At 37.8% G+C, this 19,894-nt stretch carries 17 protein-coding genes and 1 pseudogene; 12 read left to right on the top strand and 6 right to left on the bottom strand.

The window, feature by feature from the left end; all coding sequences use genetic code 11:
• Positions 1-188: 188 nt before the first annotated feature.
• Complete coding sequence (locus IPM92_07970; protein ID MBK9108303.1) at positions 189-827, bottom strand: hypothetical protein; 639 nt, start codon at positions 825-827, stop codon at positions 189-191.
• Between the two features lie 20 nt (positions 828-847).
• Positions 848-1,651 carry a S8 family serine peptidase gene (locus IPM92_07965; GenBank protein MBK9108302.1) on the bottom strand — a complete coding sequence of 268 codons (804 nt, stop codon included), beginning with the start codon at positions 1,649-1,651 and terminating at the stop codon, positions 848-850.
• Positions 1,652-1,994: 343 nt separating this feature from the next.
• Here IPM92_07965 and IPM92_07960 point away from each other — a divergent pair, with 343 nt between their 5' ends.
• On the top strand, positions 1,995-3,929 hold the full coding sequence (locus IPM92_07960; protein ID MBK9108301.1) for a PD40 domain-containing protein: 1,935 nt from the start codon (positions 1,995-1,997) through the stop codon (positions 3,927-3,929).
• A gap of 208 nt (positions 3,930-4,137) precedes the next feature.
• Here IPM92_07960 and IPM92_07955 read toward each other — a convergent pair whose 3' ends face one another.
• The 3 genes from IPM92_07955 to IPM92_07945 form a co-directional block, all read right to left on the bottom strand.
• The gene (locus IPM92_07955) at positions 4,138-4,614 is read right to left on the bottom strand and encodes a hypothetical protein (protein ID MBK9108300.1); all 477 of its coding nucleotides are present in this window, start codon (positions 4,612-4,614) and stop codon (positions 4,138-4,140) included.
• 149 nt (positions 4,615-4,763) lie between these two features.
• Complete coding sequence (locus IPM92_07950; GenBank protein MBK9108299.1) at positions 4,764-5,114, bottom strand: phosphatase PAP2 family protein; 351 nt, start codon at positions 5,112-5,114, stop codon at positions 4,764-4,766.
• Positions 5,111-6,169: a hypothetical protein gene (locus IPM92_07945; GenBank protein MBK9108298.1), complete on the bottom strand. Its 1,059-nt coding sequence runs from the start codon at positions 6,167-6,169 to the stop codon at positions 5,111-5,113. Before IPM92_07945 ends, IPM92_07950 begins: the two co-directional genes overlap by 4 nt.
• 171 nt (positions 6,170-6,340) lie before the next feature.
• Between IPM92_07945 and IPM92_07940 the strand changes: the two are divergent.
• The 7 genes and pseudogenes from IPM92_07940 to IPM92_07910 all read left to right on the top strand — a co-directional run bounded on the left by IPM92_07940 (position 6,341) and on the right by IPM92_07910 (position 11,751).
• Positions 6,341-7,020 (top strand): annotated as a pseudogene (locus IPM92_07940) (response regulator transcription factor).
• A 29-nt stretch (positions 7,021-7,049) separates the two neighbouring features.
• Positions 7,050-8,033 (top strand): hypothetical protein, encoded by a 984-nt coding sequence (locus tag IPM92_07935; protein ID MBK9108297.1) that lies wholly within the window; start codon positions 7,050-7,052, stop codon positions 8,031-8,033.
• The gene (locus IPM92_07930; GenBank protein MBK9108296.1) at positions 7,982-8,452 is read left to right on the top strand and encodes an ATP-binding protein; all 471 of its coding nucleotides are present in this window, start codon (positions 7,982-7,984) and stop codon (positions 8,450-8,452) included. The genes IPM92_07935 and IPM92_07930 overlap by 52 nt, the downstream gene beginning before the upstream one ends.
• Before the next feature lie 37 nt (positions 8,453-8,489).
• On the top strand, positions 8,490-9,887 hold the full coding sequence (locus IPM92_07925; protein ID MBK9108295.1) for a vanadium-dependent haloperoxidase: 1,398 nt from the start codon (positions 8,490-8,492) through the stop codon (positions 9,885-9,887).
• 116 nt (positions 9,888-10,003) lie between these two features.
• On the top strand, positions 10,004-10,375 hold the full coding sequence (locus IPM92_07920; protein MBK9108294.1) for a hypothetical protein: 372 nt from the start codon (positions 10,004-10,006) through the stop codon (positions 10,373-10,375).
• 37 nt (positions 10,376-10,412) lie between these two features.
• Complete coding sequence (locus tag IPM92_07915) at positions 10,413-11,303, top strand: hypothetical protein (GenBank protein ID MBK9108293.1); 891 nt, start codon at positions 10,413-10,415, stop codon at positions 11,301-11,303.
• A 22-nt stretch (positions 11,304-11,325) separates the two neighbouring features.
• Positions 11,326-11,751: a hypothetical protein gene (locus IPM92_07910; protein ID MBK9108292.1), complete on the top strand. Its 426-nt coding sequence runs from the start codon at positions 11,326-11,328 to the stop codon at positions 11,749-11,751.
• A 621-nt stretch (positions 11,752-12,372) separates the two neighbouring features.
• Here the strand turns inward: IPM92_07910 and typA are convergent.
• Positions 12,373-14,190 carry a translational GTPase TypA gene (gene typA / locus IPM92_07905; protein MBK9108291.1) on the bottom strand — a complete coding sequence of 606 codons (1,818 nt, stop codon included), beginning with the start codon at positions 14,188-14,190 and terminating at the stop codon, positions 12,373-12,375.
• Between the two features lie 874 nt (positions 14,191-15,064).
• Here typA and yidC point away from each other — a divergent pair.
• From yidC to IPM92_07885, 4 genes are all read left to right on the top strand, one after another.
• Positions 15,065-16,882 (top strand): membrane protein insertase YidC, encoded by a 1,818-nt coding sequence (yidC, locus tag IPM92_07900; GenBank protein MBK9108290.1) that lies wholly within the window; start codon positions 15,065-15,067, stop codon positions 16,880-16,882.
• A complete protein-coding gene (locus IPM92_07895; protein ID MBK9108289.1) occupies positions 16,879-17,442 on the top strand; it encodes a hypothetical protein in 564 nt (187 codons plus the stop codon). The genes yidC and IPM92_07895 overlap by 4 nt, the downstream gene beginning before the upstream one ends.
• 224 nt (positions 17,443-17,666) lie before the next feature.
• A complete protein-coding gene (locus IPM92_07890) occupies positions 17,667-18,710 on the top strand; it encodes an NAD(P)-dependent glycerol-3-phosphate dehydrogenase (protein MBK9108288.1) in 1,044 nt (347 codons plus the stop codon).
• 155 nt (positions 18,711-18,865) lie between these two features.
• Positions 18,866-19,882 carry a hypothetical protein gene (locus IPM92_07885; GenBank protein MBK9108287.1) on the top strand — a complete coding sequence of 339 codons (1,017 nt, stop codon included), beginning with the start codon at positions 18,866-18,868 and terminating at the stop codon, positions 19,880-19,882.
• Positions 19,883-19,894: the final 12 nt, after the last annotated feature.

Genomic DNA, 19,894 nt, shown 5'->3' with positions numbered 1-19,894 from the left:
TCATATGCAGTACAAATCTCAATTGATCGAATTTTAATAAGGATGATCCCGATTGAAATAAAAAGTATCCCATTGTGAAGTTCCCGATTTTGAGCAAAGCTGTATAAAGCGCAACAGCTGTGGGATCTGTAAAACTAAATGAAACAGCTGAACCTGTGTTTTGAAATAATTTTATATTAGAAATCGGATCACAGCAGCCCGCACTTCTGACGATTCTGATATCTGAAAATGCTCAGCATATCGCGGGCATAAATTTTGATTTGCAACTCATAATCGGTACAGGATTCAAGTTTGGTAAAAATGATAGCGTTACCCTGATAAATTATAGTATCCTTCCATAAGGTCTGTCCTAGTTTTCGATACCTGAATTGTATCGGATAAATCGCAGGTTCTCGCCAGCTACATTCCAACTGATCCGTTGCAATGGATTGAATTTGTATTGGACTCGTTTTATTTATTGCGTTGAACACATTTAAAACACCACCGCTGACCGTAATGCCATTTAAGGAAGCGTTGCTTTTTACGGATTGCATGATAATGGATTTGACTTCCAGAGCCGCTTTTGCAGGCTCAGTTAAGGCTAACTCATCAAGATGGCTACAGGGCAAAGAATACAATAAACCAACGGTACCGGTAACCTGAGGAGCTGCAGCACTTGTACCACCGAAAAAGCGATACGAATTATTGATATAAGTGGAATAGGTGGACTCTCCGTATGCTCCTATGTCAATAGACGTTTTTCCATAACCTGCATTTACTTTTTTGACATTTTGGTCAGTGACATTGGTCGTCGCAAGCAAATATTCACTGATGCATGTTGTGGGCATATCGCCCTCAACATCTACATCTATGTTTTGATTCGTTGTGAAGCTATGTTTAGAATGCCTTCTTTGCCAAGACTATCATAAATGGCACACCAAATAGGCGAGTCTTCAGCTTTAACGAGATCAGCGCCCCAGGATGAATTGGTAGCAACCACAAAAGCGCCTTTACTACCCTTGGATTGATTGTAGAGTCTTCTGAAATAGAGCGGGTAGGCATAAGATTCAATGGCATTGGCTTCATCACCGCCTCCGGCAACAAACATCATTTGATTATGCCATGCTATACCACTGATTCCCATAGAATTATTGCCCTTAGCTCCTGCGAGTCCGGCTACCGCAGTGCCATGTTTTTCGCTATCAATTTGGTCATTTTGCTTAAAACTATTCCAACCTAGAAAATCATCAATATATCCATTGCGATCGTCATCTATTCCGTTTCCGGGAATTTCTGCATAATTCCTCCACATATTAGGTGCAATATCTTCATGTTGAATTTCGAGGCCATCGTCAATGATGCAGATGACAATACTGTCCATGTTTTCTGTAAGTCCTCCAGTGCACAAATCCCAGGCTAAATCCGTATCAAAATCGGCATCTGCGACACCTCCCGAAGAAGCGTCATTAAAATGATGCCATTGTAATTGAAATAAAGGATCATTCGGCTTCACGCGATATTGTAGCAGGTGATTTCTCTGAATGTTTAAAACGAAATCATAAGTTGAAATCGATTCCATCAGTTCGGCTGCCGAGTACCTGGTATGGTCAAATTCAAAAAGCCAGATATTCCAAACATTTCGAGTTGCTTTTGAGGGCTTAGTAAAATCCAATCATTTCGTAATCTTTTGTTTAAAGTATTAATATTCAATACATTATAATCAGATTTAAACTGTATAATCAACTCGCCCTGGCGGTGGCGAAGCTCCTGAGAAGAACCGTTTAATATTGGGAAAATCAAGCACAGAAAGCTTGCAAAAAATAGGTTTTTTAAAGAATTTTTCAAGACTGTCATGGAAGGGATATTTCCGGGATTTGTCCCGCAATATCTAAAACGTTTGGAGGAATCAAAAATATATTAATGATTTTTATCATATTTATAATAGATTATAAAAAATCTTTATATATTAGCGCTTTAATAACAAGATTCTATCTATTTTAACCAAAATTCAAAGTATGAAAAAATTATTGATTCTATCAGGTGTGCTCCTATTGTCTCAACTGATTGCTCAGAGCTCATCCCAAAGCAGTACTTTGAAAGAAGCCTTTCTTCATTTTGAGCATAAAAACTACAGTGAGGCCATTCCCGGATTTGAACTTGCGCAAATTAGCGAACCGGCTGATGTGGGTTTGTTGAATGCGCTGGCTTTGTGTTACAAAAGAACAGCTCAATTTGAAAAAGCAGATATTTTGTATTCCCAATTGCTCCAAACTCCGCAGTCGGATCCCGATGTTTTTTACGAATATGCAGATATGCTAAGAGGGCAGGGAGATTTTATGAAAGCGAAAAAATATTTTCTGGAATACGCCAAGCATAATCCTGTGATTGGAAATTATTTTGCGGAAACTTGCGATTATGCTTACCAACAGCTCCACAAACCTAACAATTGTAAGTTGACAAATCTGGAAAGTAATACTTCTCATGCAGATTTTGCGCCCGTAATCGTAAACGAGCAACTGGTTTTTGTTTCCGGACAAAAAAATGATTTTAACATTAAATCCGGTGAAGCAAAGACAATACAAACCGGACTAGCGGACTTATTATCCAGAGAAGCAAGGGGTTTTGGAAATATTTCTGTTACAGAGGATAATAGCTTTTGTGTGTTTAGCAAAGCCGGAGATTACGAATTGCAGCGCATTTTGATGCATGATATCAAATTGGAAATACATATGGCTGATATTAATGCAGCGGGATCCTGGACCAACATTCGTCCTTTCACATTCAACGTGGCCGGTTATTCCGTTGGTTTTCCATGTCTAACAGAAAAAGGAAGAGTACTCTATTTTGCTTCCAACAAACCCGGCGGTTATGGCGGATATGACATTTATGTTTCCTTCTTAAGTGAAGAAAACAACTGGACCGAACCTGCAAATTTAGGTGCTGTTATCAATTCTGGTGGAAATGAATTGTCTCCTTTCTTCAAAAACGGCACTTTATATTTTTCATCAGATTGGCACACAGGTTTTGGTGGTTTAGATGTTTTTAAAGCGCAACTTTCAGAAGGCAATGCAGGTCTTGTAGAAAATATGGGTTCTTGTGTGAATTCATCTATGGACGAATATTATTTTATTTTAGATAAGGAAAATGAAGGGTATTTTACTTCCAATAGATATGGCGGCAAAGGTGCGGATGATATTTATCATAGCTTTCAATTAAAACAAAATCAGGATCAAAAAGCTCCTGTAATAAAAACTATAGAAACAAAGGAACGTGCAATTATTGAAAATCCTGCCCGCATTACAGAGGAGAATTTAGTCTCTCAAGAAACGCTTGTTGCAGAGGAACAAGTGACGCAGACTAAAAAACTGGCCCAAAATCCGAAGTTATATTTTATTCAAATCACTTCTTTAACGAAGTATAACTCCAGAATGGATGAGCGTTTTGTAAAATTTGCAGCGTATGGGGATGTCTATAAAGTAAAAGTGGACGAGGTTATGAAAATTCGCATAGGCGGTTTTGCTGATATTAATGAAGCCATAGCTGCGATGAAAATTGTAAAAGCCAATGGTGCGAAAGATGCCTTTATCGTAGCTGATATTGCCAAGGATGATAGAGCAAGCCTTATTGCTAAGGCCTTGAGTAAATCTGAAGCTCCGAAAATAGGTGTACAAAAAGAATCTGAAAAGACGATTCCGGTTGAAGAGGAAGAAGAAGCCGGAAAATACAAAATTCGCGTATCAGAGTATAAGGCTCCGGATTGGTTTGATGTTAGTAAAATCAGCGATTTGGGCAAAATCGAACATTGGACTAAAAATGGATGGACCATCATCGTTCTGGGAAATTATAAATCAGAACCAGCTGCTAAAGAAGCTTTGGTCAAATTAAAATCACGGGGATTTAAAGAAGCTTATCTTGTAGTAGAAGAAAATGGAAAATTATATCGCTTGTAAGAGTTTTTAACTATCCTAGGAAAACATAAAAAGGCCGGTCTTGCACCGGCTTTTTTTGAGTGATTATTACTTCGTGCAAATATCTGTAATGCAAATCTTCTGACTGTTATTAAATTGTGTTGTACGTTAACTTTATGCAAGGTATAAGAACCCAACCGGCTGTGAAAATTTGGATTGTTTGGTTTTGCATGGAAATGACAATTAGGAATTAGCGCGCTAAGATGACACCATTTACTTCAACGAGACTATCCCGTTCATAGGCTGCAGAAAATTTAACTTGCCCAAGACTATCAAATTTCATTAGCTTACCATGCTTCAATCCATTTTGGAAGTTCATTACCGCAGTTAGATTCCCGTTTTCGTCCCAACTACTATCAGCCTGAACCTGCAATCCTTCACTATAATATTGGACTTCTTTGAGTATCCCGGTATTGTAGTAATAGATATTTCTACCTTCCTGATGATCGTTTGCAAAATTTCGGATTGATTTTATTTTGCCATTGGAGAAATAATCAACCATGGTTCCATGTTTTTTATTGTTTTTGTATTCAGTAGTTCTCGATAATTTTCCATCGGGAAAGTATTGTTTATCTATCTTAATTTCTCGGCAAGAAAATAGGGAGCTGATGAAAATGATCACAGTCAATTCTGTGAGTACCGAAATTGAACATTTGCAAGTTTTCATAGGTATCCTAAATTTAATAAAAAATGTTTATTGGTTTAAAAAACAAAAATACCTCTTTAAGTCTTCACTTAAAGAGGTATTCTAATTGAATAATTTCAGTACTTACTTCCCTAGTATTTATTTGAATTCATCATGAATGAGTAAGTTCATTATTTTTTCCAAGGGAGTGCATTAATTTTACGGCCAATAACAGTCCCATAACGAACGCCTTCGTCACAATCCATTCTCCAGTGTACTCCTAACAAAACTCTTGACCAGGCATTTTCAAGTGCCATTTCATACAAACTTCCAAAAGTTCTTGGGACGCCTTCAAATTCTACACGGCCTTCATGACAACGGTCAGTCATGCTATAGGAATATCCAAAAACGCTGGCTAAAGCTTCTGCACCAGCGGCTCCCATGGTTGAGTGACCTGAAGGATAAGCGGGGAAAGGTGGCGTAAATCCTACATCTCCAGTAAGTGGATTGTCCAAATTTGGTTTGTAGTTTGGATCAATCACTTTTTAATATAGGTGTCAGGTCTTTCAATATTGTAATAATACTTTGAGTTCCAACAACCCACCGCAGCATCATTCAATGCCATCCCGCATTTTGCATAGGCTTCAATTGCCGTTTCTAAATTTGATTTTTCAATGTTGATGATTTGATTAGCGACAGCAATCCATCTTGGTCCTGGACTAAAAGTTAAATTTAATAAATCGTCGCTCCAGTATTCCCCGATCCATTCAACAAGGTAACTTGATGCAGCATTTTTAGTATAAACCTGTAAAGCCTGAGAATAATATTCGGACTTTGGGTCTTCACTATATTGCATATAATATGCACTTGGCGGCAAACAGATTTTATCTGTTTCAGTAATAGCAAAGGTTCTCACTTTGCCATATACCGCTCCCATTGGCTTGTCTGGTCCAGGTTCTGTAGGTTTCCAGTTACCCGGACCTTTAAAATTAGCTTGCCAGCTGTAGGTTCCAAAAGGATCTTTGTAATGATCATGGCCCACGGCATCTGTTGTTGACCAATCCCACATTTCAAGTCCAACAGTCTGACCAAATTTATAGGATCTGTTATACAATTCTTCGCCAGCCTCAGCCAGGTACTTACTGTTTAAAGAACTAATAAGTCCGCTTACTCTGCTCGAAACACTCGAGTGAATATTGGGAAAGAAGCGCGGAATCATGGTTGAATAAATAGCATGAACAACAGTTGGCCAATGGTACTCGGTATCGGCTTCAGCCTTGGTAATTGTCAAACCTGAATATCTGCTTGCTATGGAGTTGTAATCAGGCATTCCAGAAATGCACGCTTCATAAGTAGCAAGACCCATAAGACCCAAAGCTCTTGGAGCTGGCCCTGGTCTGTAGCCGGCGGCAAATCGTTCAATTTCGAGGAACATTTTGTTCCATTCTACAGCAACTTCAGCAGGATATCCTGATACGAGGTTTTCATTTATCTTATCATCTGGTACCTTATCGTCGGTATCTTTGCTACACGATGCTATGAAAAGTGATGAAAAGGCAGTTAAACAAAATAAGTAACGTTTTAAATAGGGATTCATAATTTAACTTGATTTGATGAAATATAAAAAATTACATAGGCAAAGGTAGAGTGGGGCTGTGGCTGCGCTGTCTCCTTAGAACAATTCTAATATTAAAATTTGCTTAGAATTGACGAAACTGCCTTAGTTGATGATGAAAACAGTTGAATAATCTGTAATTATACAGCCTCTATGAAAATACTATTAATTGAAGATGAAATAAAAGCTGTTGAAACACTTAAAAGGGATTTGTAGAAAATCAATTTCAAGTGGATGTTGCTTATGATGGTGAAGTTGGATTTAATCTCGCAACGTCAGCAGAATACGATGTGATTGTTTCAGATGTCGTGATTCCAAAACTTAACGGTTTTGATTTGGTAAGAAAGATTAGGGATACAGGCAATTCCATTCCTATATTGCTATTAACAGCTTTGATTGGCACTGACAATACAGTCGTTGGATTGGACTGTGGGGCGGATGATTATTTGACCAAGCCATTTGAATTTAAAGAACTTATGGCAAGAGTTAAAGCGCTGGCCAGAAGAAGTCAGTCGGGAAAGAGACAGCCAGCGGTTTTAACATATGCAGACATCATCATGGATGTTGATTCGAAAAAAGTGATGCGAGCTGGTATAAAAATTGAACTTACTCCAAAGGAATTTGCCCTATTGATGTATTTTATCAACAACCAGGCTAGGGTTATTCCTAAATCGGAAATCACAGAAAAAGTTTGGGATATAGATTTTGATATCAGCACCAATGTGATTGAAGTTTATATTAATTATTTGAGAAATAAAATTGATAGACCCTTTGCGAATAAATTAATTCACACCGTATTCGGTTCAGGGTATATCTTTAAAGAGGAAAAGTAATTTCAGACCAGTACGTGTTATCCTAGTTTATGCAAATCAGAAGCCGATTAACCATGCAGTTTATATTGATCGTGGCGGTCATAATGGTCTTTGCCTTGGTTTTTATATACTATGAATTCAGTTTGAAAGTTAACAATGAATTTTACGGCAATCTGAAATCCAAAGCCATTATGACTGCAGACATGGTTATAAGCTCTGGCTTGGTCATTCAAAAGAGCAAGCATGTTTTGGATAGTATTAATGATATTCCTCTTTATACTGAAAATATTTCAGTTTATAATGATGAGTATAAGCGGGTATATAGCTTTAATCCATTGCCTGATGATATCCCAGTTCAAATTTTAGAGCAAATTAAAGAGTCAAAAGATCTTCGGTTTGAACATAAACATTACAAGGCATTGGGAATGTTATACAAAAACAGACAGGATACCCAATATACTATCATAGCTGAGGCTGTTTTTACTTCCGAAAGCTTGCAATTTTTACAGCGCATTTTGTGGATCGTTTTCTTTATTCTCATAGCGTTAGTAGCCTTAGGTGGTTGGATTTTTGCCGGTCAGGCTCTTGCTCCGATCAATAATATCATGAATCAAGTGGACGCAATTTTGCCGGCAAACATGAATCAACGATTGAGTTTATCCAATCAAAAAGATGAATTATCGAGATTGGTTGATACGTTCAATAATTTGTTATCCAGAATTGAAAAAGCGTTTTCAAATCAAAAAATGTTCATTTCACATTTGTCGCATGAGTTGAAAAATCCAATCAGCGTTATCGCTAGTCAGGTGGAAGTAACTTTGCAAAAAGAGAGAGAAAAAGCGGACTATGTGCAAACTTTAAAATCTATTTTGGACGATACAAAAGGCTTGAATGATGTAACTAATAATTTGATGCAATTATCAAGAATTACCCTTGAAAACAATGATGTTGAATTTAAATTTCTTAGGATTGATGAAATGATTTGGCAGGCAAAGAAGAATTACTTAAAAATCACCCGGAATATAAAATTGTAGTTGAAATAGAAAATTTACCTGAAGATGAAAATGAGTTATTGATTGTGGGTAATGAATCACTTTTAAAAACGGCTTTTAAAAATCTTATGGATAATGGATGTAAGTATAGTATGGATAAGTTAGTGGAATTGAGAATGAAATATCAAGAAAAGAATGTTTTTGCAGTAGATATTGAAAATCGGGGAACAGGAATCACAAGTGATGAAGCAATACATATTTTTAAACCATTTTACAGGAGTCCACAACATGCTTCCATAAATGGGTTCGGTATAGGTTTGTCTCTAGTCCATCAAATTTTGGATTTGCATAAAGTTAAAATCAGCATTGATCAATCATTTGAAAATAAAACAAGATTCAGGTTGATCTTTGATTCATCCCAAAGGCAATCCCAGAGTTTGGTAAATATTAATTTTAATTGATTTAAATTTTTGAATAAAATAGGAGATTACTTCATAAATGAAATTGAATATATCATTTCTTAAAATTGTTCCATTAAATGTGATAAGTCTAAGGATGGGTATGATTGTTGGAGTCATTATCCTAGTTTTAGGTTTTTTCATATTCAATTCAAATGGAATTAAAAAAATAAGCCCATGGGAGAAACAGGCAAATGAATTGCTTTTGGATTGGGTGGGTTTATTTTTGGAAGCGGATAGATTTACAGAAGGGTATAGGGCGCCTATTTCAGCAAGAACTTTCGCTTATATATCACTTGCCGCATATGAGGTCGGTATGCCAACGATGAAGCAAACACATCAAAGTTTGGCAATGCAGTATGGATTGAAAATCCCATCCTATCCGATCAGTGGCGATTATAATCTTTCAGCAGCTTTAAATGTGACTTTCAAATCCTTATTGGACCGTTATTTTGTAACCGCACCGGTTTTTATTAAAAACAAAATAAATCAATTGTACGAAAATAAACGGCATCTGTTAAGCAAACAGTTTAACCATGAACTGATTGATAAGTCAGAAAGTTTCGGGCTTGAGATCGCAAACATGGTCTATAATTACTCCGCATCTGATACCATTGGACATATGGCCTTTCTTCAAATCTATGATTTAAATTATAAAATACCTCGCGGACATGGCAAATGGATACCATCTGAAGAACACCCATTGCCACCCTTGTTGCCTTATTGGGGTAAGGTCAGACCATTTGTAATTGATGTTTCAAAATTGCATTCAAAGCCTTTACCAGAATACAAATACGATGCAAGTTCTATTTTTTATACGGACGCTTTAGAGGTGATGACCGTGAGCTCACCACTAACATCTGAAAACAAATGGATCGCCGAATTTTGGAGTGATGATCACCAGGGATTAACTTTTGCACCATCTTCCAGGTGGATTTCCATTACCAATCAGATCATTAATTTGGAAATGCCCGAAACTGCAATTGTTTTGGAGACCTACCTTAAAGTAAGTTTAGCATTGGCAGATGCTGGCATTGTCTGTTGGAATTCAAAGTATATTTATAATCTGGAGCGACCGGAAAATTACATCAAAAAAGTTTTAGATCCCGATTGGAAGCCACTTTTTCCTTCGCCTAATTTTCCAGCATACCCATCAGGTCATTCAACATTTGGTGCTGCAGCAGCTGAAGTATTAACCCAATTGTATGGTCAGGATTATAAGATGAAAGATATGTCACATGCTTCCAGAGATGAGTTTAATGGAAAGCCCAGAAGTTTTAATTCATTTTATGAAATGGCTTTTGAAAATGCATTTTCGAGGATCTATCTAGGGGTGCATTTTCGAACTGATTGTGAGGAAGGTCTGGTTTTAGGATTTCAAGTAGGAAAAAAAATCTCTGCCTTAAATTTACGATCCAAGGATTTTTCTATTAAATAATTCATTATTCAACTGCGAATTTGGCCAAACTGACCAAAATCATGATAAGATATGATGAATGGCAAATTTGTTTCTCATAATATGTTTAACTTTGTCCAAATCCGCGCCAGAAAAAGATGCGTTTAAGTATCTGTTTATTAGCATTTCTAATTGCCTTTTCCGGATCCCGGGAGATTGTGAATATCGTATTTTTTCTATATCATCAAAACACTATTCAAACGACTATTTGCATCAACAAGAAACTCGTTTCCAAAAAATGCAAAGGCAAATGTTATCTCGCGAAACAATTAAAACAAGATCAATCTTCAAAGGATAAAACGATACCCCCTATTGATTCAAAACATAGCTTTGAGTTTTATATGCCAGAGCAGTGCTGGACGGCTGTTCATTTGACTGGTTCTGTGGAGAAACAGAATTTTAACTATTTAGAACCAGAGTCCGGTAATTTTGTTGAAAATCGTTTTATACCTCCGGATGTTTGCGGTTGAGCTTTCGCAAATATATTTTTTATTCAATTAAAATTTTATGAAACGAGGAATATTACTCCTTTACGCAAGTATTGGAGTCCTAAGCGTAGTTGCAGCTTGTGATAAATGTGCATGCAATATGAGTGGGCCATCTGGAGGGATTTCAGATCTGGTTTATAAAAATGGCATGAGCCTTCAGTATGCAAGTGCTTATTACAAATCAAATCATATGGGAAAATCTACGGATGTTTTTCATACATGCCTGCTGGCTGGTAATTATTATTTGAATGAGAATTTAAAATTCAATGCGCAAATACCCTATCAGCTGAATACCAGAAATTCTGAAGTTGGTAATAGTCAAAATCAGGGATTTGGAGATGCCCGGGTAATGTTGCATGCAATTTTAATGAAGGCTAGGGATTTGGGAAAGGGATATTTGGCAGAAGCACAAGTAGGACTTGGCTTTAAACTTCCTACCGGTAAATATTTGACGGATTTACATGCGAGTAATCTTCCTGAGAATTTTAATACCGGGAACGGCGCGTTCGGCATAAATGCACAAGCATCAGTCGCCATATCAAAAGACCAAATGGGAATATATTTAGGATCCTATTACCTTCAGTATCTCAAATCAAAAGATGATTATCATTTTGGAAATCAGCTCAGCTTGAGTTCTTTATTCTTTGTAATTAAAGAATGGAGTAACGGATTCGCCTTAACTCCTCAAACTGGATTTTCATGGGAACATTCATGGAATGATCGGGGCGTAAATGGATTTCAAATTGAAAATACGGGTGGATGGGGTTTATTATGGCCAATAGGTTTGAGCATAAGAAAAGATGCGTTGTTATTAAATTTGCAGTACTCAATTCCACTCGAGCAAAATTACGCCGGAGGGGATAGCCAACTTCGAAACAAAATGGCTATTGACTTACATTATTTTTTTTAAATTAAAATTAAAATCAAAAATTATGAAATGGACTTTATATTTATTAGCATTGATTGTTGTGCCTTTTATAGGTTGCGGTGATGATGATGATCACGGGGATGAATTCGAATATCATGCTCATATTCATTCACCATCTGATAGTGCGTTTTATGATCTAAATCAAAATCTCGAGATTGAAGTTGAGTTTGAAAGTCATACTGGAAATACAGTACATCACATCAATATCCAGATCATTGACCTAAGTTCAAATGCCGTAATTTATAACAAACCTGATGACGCACATGTACACGAAACATCAGGTAATTATAATTATTTAGCAACGCTGGGTCTATCAGCCGCCAATGGATTCACTGCAGGTAAAAGTTATAAATTTGTAGCAAAAGTTTGGGGTCATGAAGATGGAGAAAGCGAAGAAATCAGCGAAGTAGTGTTTCAAATAAGAAATTAAACTAATGATCTGTTATTTCTAAAGCCGCACAGTTCATTCTTCTGTGCGGCTTTTTTAATGTCCCTAATACCCTCTTTGATTTATGTACTTTCATTTGTTAGAGGCATTATTTATGGGATTATACCTTCCATTCGGAAACATGATTCATCGCATTAAATTTATTGGATATGAAGAAGCTAGACATAATTCAGACAATAGCTGTTATGGTAGCGAGCTCGGATTATTATTGCAGTGAGTAAGGAATGGGGATCAAGGATTATAGCGAAAAGAGTATAGAGTAAGGATTAAAGATTATAGAGTAAGGATTATAGAATAAGGAATAGAGCGTAAAGGCATTGAAGTCTTGACATCATGAAATTATTCAATAAAAAGATGATGATTTTGTCGCCTCGACATGAAGAACTTATTCAATAAAATAGTGATTATTTCGTCTGGAGGAATAAAAAATATGTATACCCTAAAAGCCAAAATAATGAAGATTTCAGTTTGATATTGACTAACAGACTAACAGACTAACAGTCTATAGGACTTTGTTTACAAGCCTACAAGCCTACAAACCTAAATGCCTACATTCCTACATGCCTACATGCCTACATGCCTAAATGCTCAAACCCTACAAAATTACGCTTCCGCCATCACAACCCTCTTCTGCGCTTTTTTGCGCTCATTTTCATCAAGGATGATTTTGCGTAGCCGTATTGATTTTGGAGTTACCTCTACGTACTCATCTTCCTGAATATATTCGAGTGCTTCCTCAAGACTAAATTGAATTTTTGGTACAATTTGAATGGTTCCATCAGAACCTGATGCACGCATGTTTGTGAGCTTTTTACCTTCGACGACATTGACGATAAGGTCACCAGGTCTGATTTGCTCGCCGATGATTTGCCCGATGTATATGTTTTCGCCTGGTTCGATAAAAAATTGACCACGATCTTGTAAATAAGCGATAGAGTAAGCAGTAGCCGAACCAGCAAGTTTTGATATGAGCACTCCGTTGGATCTTGATGGAATATTTCCTTTCCATGCCTGGAATTCTTTAAAACGGTGTGCAACAATAGCCTCACCAGCTGAAGCCGTTAAAAGTACGTTTCTCAAACCGATTAATCCACGGGCAGGAATTTCAAATTCTATATGAATGAGATCACCACGTGTTTCCATGACAGTTAACTCACCTTTACGCATGCTCACTTGCTCGATGATTTTTCCGGAAAAAGCTTCCGGTACATCCACAGTCATGACTTCGATTGGTTCGCATTTTTGCCCTTCAATTTCTTTGATAATAACTCTTGGTTGGCCTACCTGCATTTCATAACCTTCTCTGCGCATGGTTTCTATAAGAACTGATAAGTGAAGTATACCCCTGCCATATACCAAAATGGAATCTGGTGATTCGGTATCTTCTAATCTTAACGCTAGATTTTTTTCCAATTCTTTTTCCAGTCTTTCACGAATGTGTCTGGAAGTCACATATTTTCCTTCTTTTCCAAAGAAAGGTGAATTGTTGATGGTGAATAACATAGAGATGGTGGGTTCATCAACCTGGATAGGAGTCAGACCTTCCGGAGCTTCAAAATCCGCAATTGTGTCACCAATATCAAAATTTTCGAGACCAAATACTGCACAGATATCCCCGGCATCTACTTGTTCCACTTTAATTTTTCCAAGACCTTCAAAGGTGAATAACTCTTTGACTCTTGATTTGACTTGAGAGCCATCCCGCTTCACTAACGTTACCGGTTGATTAATGCGAATTCCCTGACGTAAAATTCTTCCGATCGCAATTCTGCCTATATATGAAGAGTAATCAAGGCTGCTGATCATCATTTGGAGATTGCCCTCAGGTATCTGGGGATTAGGAATATGTTCGATGATCGCATCCAAAAGATAAGTAATATCCGTTGTTGGTTCATTCCAATGTTTGCTCATCCAACCGTGTTTGGAGGAACCGTAAACGGTGGGAAAATTCAATTGCTCTTCTGTAGCTTCAAGGTTGAAAAATAATTCAAATACGGCATCGTGTACATCATCAGGTCTGCAATTCGGTTTATCAACCTTATTGATTACAACAATCGGTTTTTTACCCATATTTAATGCCTTTTGTAAGACAAATCTGGTTTGTGGCATGGGCCCTTCAAAAGCATCAACTAGCAATAATACACCATCGGCCATATTGAGCACCCGCTCTACTTCACCTCCGAAATCAGCGTGACCCGGAGTATCTATAATATTAATTTTCGTGCCTTTATAATTAACGGATACATTTTTGGCCAGGATCGTAATCCCTCTTTCGCGCTCAAGTTCATTGTTGTCGAGAATGAGTTCACCGGTCTGTTGATGATCCCGGAACTGCTTGGTCTGATGTAGGATCTTATCGACCAGGGTAGTTTTTCCGTGATCTACGTGTGCAATGATGGCAATATTTCTAATGGACTGCATAAAGTATTTGAAATGAAGATACAAAATTAAAGGGAAAATCTGGTTGAAATACCTCGTTTTGAATTGATAACATATCATTTACAATTAATAATAAATAATTTATACATTAAAATAATTATAATATGAATATTTCGTATTTCTGTTTTTCGTCAGAGTATCGATCAAAAAAGTGAATAGATCATCATAATCCTAAAATGAAATTCAGATAAATCCATTTGAATATCCAGTAAATGTTGGTAAAAGCACTCCTCACTTAATTTATAAAATAAAAATAAATCAACTAAAAAACTGTAAAACAGTAGAATATATATTATAAAAATATATTTATAAATAAATTTAGACCATCAGGCAGCAACTTGCCGGTTCAGCGTATCTATATTATTGTAGACCGGTTATATAAAAGAGATTGTTTGACTTCAGAATTTTAACCATAGCTATCATTTACTTTTAACAGGTAGTGATAGGTAAGGTTAGCTTCAAGAACCCGGGTTTTGAAGCATTTATCGAAATGCTTGTCTTTTAAAATAATTATACATTACCTACTACTGTCTTACAAACTATCCGCTTGAACGTGCAAGGGATAGTTTTTTTTTAATCAAGAATTTCATCCTGCCAAACTTTTGGATTAACTCCAGGAGTAAAACCCTTTTCGAAAAGCAAAGGACTGCCCATGAGTATTCGTTGAACTCCCGGTTCATGAAGCTATGTAATTGCTTTAATTGGCATAATTCAAAGAGTATTTAATAATATTTGCTCTCAGCCCCCGCCCTTATTGAATCTTAGTTAATATAGCCTTTAAGCTTTTAGCTTTTGGCTTTACGCTTCCATATTTAGCTTGTACCTTTGCCCGCCTTAGTACAATATCAAGATATTTATGGATCGGAATCAGATAATTGGAATAGTACTCATCATTGCAGTACTGTTTGTATGGAATCAATATTTTTTTCAACCAGAGTTGGAAGAACAAAAACAACGTCAGCATGTCCAGGATTCAATAGCACAATTGCAAAATGTAGCTCCTCCTTCAGAGCCCATGAAATCTTTGGATACGATTCAGAAAGTCCAACAAGATTCAAGCAAGCCGATTGTAATTGTAGAAGAAGAAAAATCAGTAACGCTCCAAAATCAAAAACTCAGCCTTCAATTTTCAAATAAGGGCGCTCGGATTACGGCTGCGTTGATCAAAGCTCAGTTCAAATCCTTTGGAATACAGGAAGGGCAGGAATTGCTGGAGCAAGTCAAATTGCTTGAAGACTCTAAGAATGTTTTTGATTACAGATTTAATCATAAAGGCAAAGAATATCAAACGCAAAATTTGTATTTTGACGTGCAGCAACCGGATCCTTTGTCTTTGGTGTTTACGGCGGTCCTTGATGACGGTGTGAAATTTATACAGCGCTATAAACTTGTTGAAGATGACTATACCATTCAATATTCCATTACGGCGGAAGGATTGGATGCTTCCATTCCAATTAAATTACATTGGGAAAATTACCTCGATAAAATTGAAAAAAACTGGGAGTACGAAAGGTATAACAGTACCGTTTATTTTAAAGAAAAAGAAAATGACCCGGACTACTGTTCTTGCCGTTCAGACGATAAGATAGAGAGTCTTGAAAAACGCGTGCAATGGATTTCTCATTCCCATCAATTTTACAATTCAACGCTCATTGCGAATGCAGGTTTTTCTAAAGCAACTTATGAAACCATTTTGCTTGCTGAAACAGATTCTGATTTGAAAAAATTGGTAACGGATGCTGAAATTCCAGGATCGGATGTTTCCGGTAAGGAATATGCTATGTTATGGTTTATTGGTCCGAACGAATATAAAAAACTGGCGGTTTTTAATCAGGACCTCCAATACATCATTCCCTATGGCTGGAGCATTTTCGGGACGGTCAACCGCCATGTCATTCGTCCCATGTTTGTTTTTCTCGAAGATCTTGTAGGAGCTAAAGGCGTGATCATTTTATTGATGACTTTAATAGTAAAGTTGCTTGTTTTTCCATTAGGTTATAAAATGTTGCACTCACAGGCAAAAATGATGGCTTTAAAACCGGAGATCGAAAAAGTAAAGGCCAAGTATAAGGATGACATGCAGAAGCAGCAGATGGAAACGATGAAAATGTACAATGAATTCGGTGTTAATCCACTGGGAGGTTGTTTTCCACTATTGCTCCAAATGCCCATCTGGATTGCCTTGTACCGTTTCTTTCCGGCTACCATAGAATTCCGGCAGGAGTCCTTTTTATGGGCTGCGGATCTGACTTCTTACGATGAGTTCCTCAGACTTCCGTTTGAATTGCCCTTGTTTGGCGATACGATGTCTTTGTTTGCATTTCTTTGGATGGTTTCAACGCTTATTTTTAGTTATTATTCGTCAAAGTCCATGGATTTCTCAGCCAATCCGGCCATGAAATACATGCAGTACCTTATGCCGGTTATCTTCTGGTTTATGTTTAACAAAACAGCTGCGGGCTTGACTTGTTATATGTTTTTCAGCAACATTTTAAATATCTTTCAAACCCTGTTGGGTAAATATTATTTGTTTGATCAGAATAAGATCCGGGCCGAACTTGAATTAAACAAAGCCAAACCAAAAAAGACCGGTGGTTTCCGCGAACGACTCGAACAAATGATGAAAGAACAACAAAAAGCACAACAGGAAAAAGCTAAAAATTTAAAAAAATGATGCTTTCTTATTTTAATTTAAACATACTAACACTCGTTTGTTTTGTAAGCATCTGTTCTTGCAACAGGAAAGCTTCAAACGGTGGCAATGTTAATGGTAAATCTCAGAAACCTGCGCCCGAACTTCCCATTTTTAAAACAACTTTCACGGCTACTGATACTTTAGTGGACAAAGTGGATACGATATTATATTATCAGCGCTCAGCCTGTTTCGGTTTTTGTCCGACATTTCAATATACTGTTTATGAAAATGGTATTGTTAAATACGAAGGACTTCAGCACGTAGATAAATTAGGTTGCCAATATGCATTAGCCACAGATGCCTGGTGGGATGAAGTCAAAAAACAAATCGCAGCTTCCAGATTTTTTGATCTGGCACCCGTTTATCCCGTTGAACCGGAACTCTATATTCCGGACCTTCCCAATACGATCGTCATTGTTAAAGAATTCGGACTTTACAAAAAAGTAACCGACAACCATCATGCTCCTAAACCTTTAAAAGATTTTGAAATATTTCTGGAGAGCCATTTTCAGAAATTGGAATTTAGGAATGCGTATTAAAGAAAGCCTTACGCCTTGAGCTCAAAGCTTAAAAGGGAAAAGACTAAAGGTAATCAGACCTGGAAATTTAACAACCAGCAACTAACAACAAACAATCTAAAGCCTTCAACCTTTTCCCTTTAGACTTTAGCCTTATTAAAACTGCCAACTGAAAACTGCCCACTTCCCCCTCTTCCCAAACTTCCTTTCATTTTCCTACCTTTGTCCTCCCATTCAGTATTACTGTGCCAAAGGAAAAGAAAATAGTAGGAGTTGTAGGCGCAGGCAGTTTCGGTACCACCGTAGCCAGTCTGCTGGCACATAATGTTGATGTGTTGATCTTTTCAAGGCAGCAAGAAGTTGTAGACCGCATCAATACCGTACACGAGAATCTGGGGTATAGACTTGATCCTCGCATACATGCGACCAAATCTTTGGAAGAGATTTGCGAACGCGCTTCTTTGATATTCCCTGTTGTTCCTTCTGAGAATTTTCGGGAAACTTGCGTTTCAATGTCCCCGTACCTGAGTCCGGCACATGTTTTGATCCATGCGACAAAAGGCCTTGATCTGGCAGGTATTAAGGTTAATGATATTGCCCGGGTCAACATTTCCCGTAAGAATATTCATACCATGAGCGAGGTGATCCGCCAGGAGACTTCGGTTTTGAGAGTAGGTTGCTTGGCAGGCCCCAATCTTTACCGAGAGATCATGGCTAATCAACCGGCAGCTTCTGTCATTGCCAGCGAATACGACGAAGTCATCAAAGCCGGATCTGATGTCTTGTCCAGTCGGTTTTTCTTTGTTTTTGGCTCTTATGATCTGCTTGGAGCTGAAATGGCAGGTGCTTTAAAGAATATTATTGCTTTGGGTTCAGGAATGTTATCCGGCAAAGGATTGGGCAAAAACCTCGAAGCCATGTTGATCACCCGAGGATTGAGGGAAATGATCGAGCTGGGTCGCTGCATTGGTTCCTCATCCAAGTCTTTTCTGGGTACAGCTGGGATAGGCGACCTCATAGCTACAGCTACCAGCCCCAATAGCCGCAATTTTAACTTCGGTTACCGTTTGGGCAAAGGTGAACGCCTAAAAGACATCATCAGCAGTCTCGATGAAGTTGTAGAAGGTGTTAGAACCGTCCGAATTGCCAATCAATTAGCCAAACACTACCACCTGCGAGTACCCATCATAGATATGATCTTTAGCGTCGTTTTTGAAGACTTTCCCATTGAAAAGGCGATCCAGTTTCTCATGCGTTATCCCTATTTGCCGGACGTAGACTTCCTGTAGTCGATAAAATCGATTAATTTGACGCTTCTCATAGGCAATTGCCTTACAACACATTAACTTTGACGCCAGTTCACAATCACAGTAATTCATAGTTAATCAAAGTAAATCATATTCAATCATAGTCAATCATATTCAATCATAGTCAATCATAGTCAATGAGTACAATGAACACAGGTCCCGGATTCGATAAGCCAAAAGGCTTCTGGAGCAAACCCGAAGGAGTGACCGGCTCCGTAGTTTTAGGAGGTCTGCTGCTTGGTGGTGGATATCTGCTCTATAAAAACCTTCCCTACATCATAAGCCTTACTTCAAACCTCATTTATTTGGGCGGTATGTTGCTGGTGCTAGGTGCTGTAATTTATATGATCCTAGATCCCAAAATGAGAACGCTCATAGGCTATATGTATAAAAGCATCATGCGGTGGTTTACCGGAATTTTTGTGACCATCGATCCTATTGGTATTCTTAAAAATTATATAGACGACCTGGAAAAGAATTTGTCGACCATGAGCGAACAAATAGGAGTCTTGAAAGGACAAATCCGAAAGCTGCAAACCAATGTAACAGAAAACAGCAAAGAAATTGAACAGCAACTGCGCATGGCACAGGTAGCCCGCACCCAGGATCAGGAATCACAAATGGTTTTAGCAACACGCAAAGCTGCCAGGTTGCAGGATACCAATGAAAAATACCAGCACCTGCTTTCAAAAATGGATATCCTGAGTAAAGTGCTCACAAAAATGTATCAGAATTCAGAGATCCTGCTCGAAGACACCAAAGATCAGGTGAAGTTGAAGGAACAGGAACGCAAAGCCATTCGGGCTTCACACAGCGCCATGAAATCAGCCATGAACGTCATCAGTGGCAATGCGGATCAGCGAATCATGTTCGACCAGGCTTTGGAACATATCGCCGATGACGTAGCCTACAAAGTAGGGGAGATGGAAAGATTTATGGAACTCTCATCCAACTTCATGAGTTCAGTAGATTTACAAAATGGCGTTTTTGAAGAAGAAGGATTGAAGATGCTTCAGCAATACGAAGAAAAAAGTAAACTCTTGTTGATGGGTGGAAAATCAGAAAATTTATTAGAATCCAAACAACCCGAACGACAGACCCTGGAGAAAGGATCTGGAAAAGACAACCATTACGACGGCTTATTTAATAGTTAACGGCCGGAGGCC

It is taken from the genome of Saprospiraceae bacterium, assembly GCA_016719615.1.
Classification (GTDB): domain Bacteria; phylum Bacteroidota; class Bacteroidia; order Chitinophagales; family Saprospiraceae; genus Vicinibacter.
This window is presented reverse-complemented; position numbering and strand designations above follow the sequence as displayed.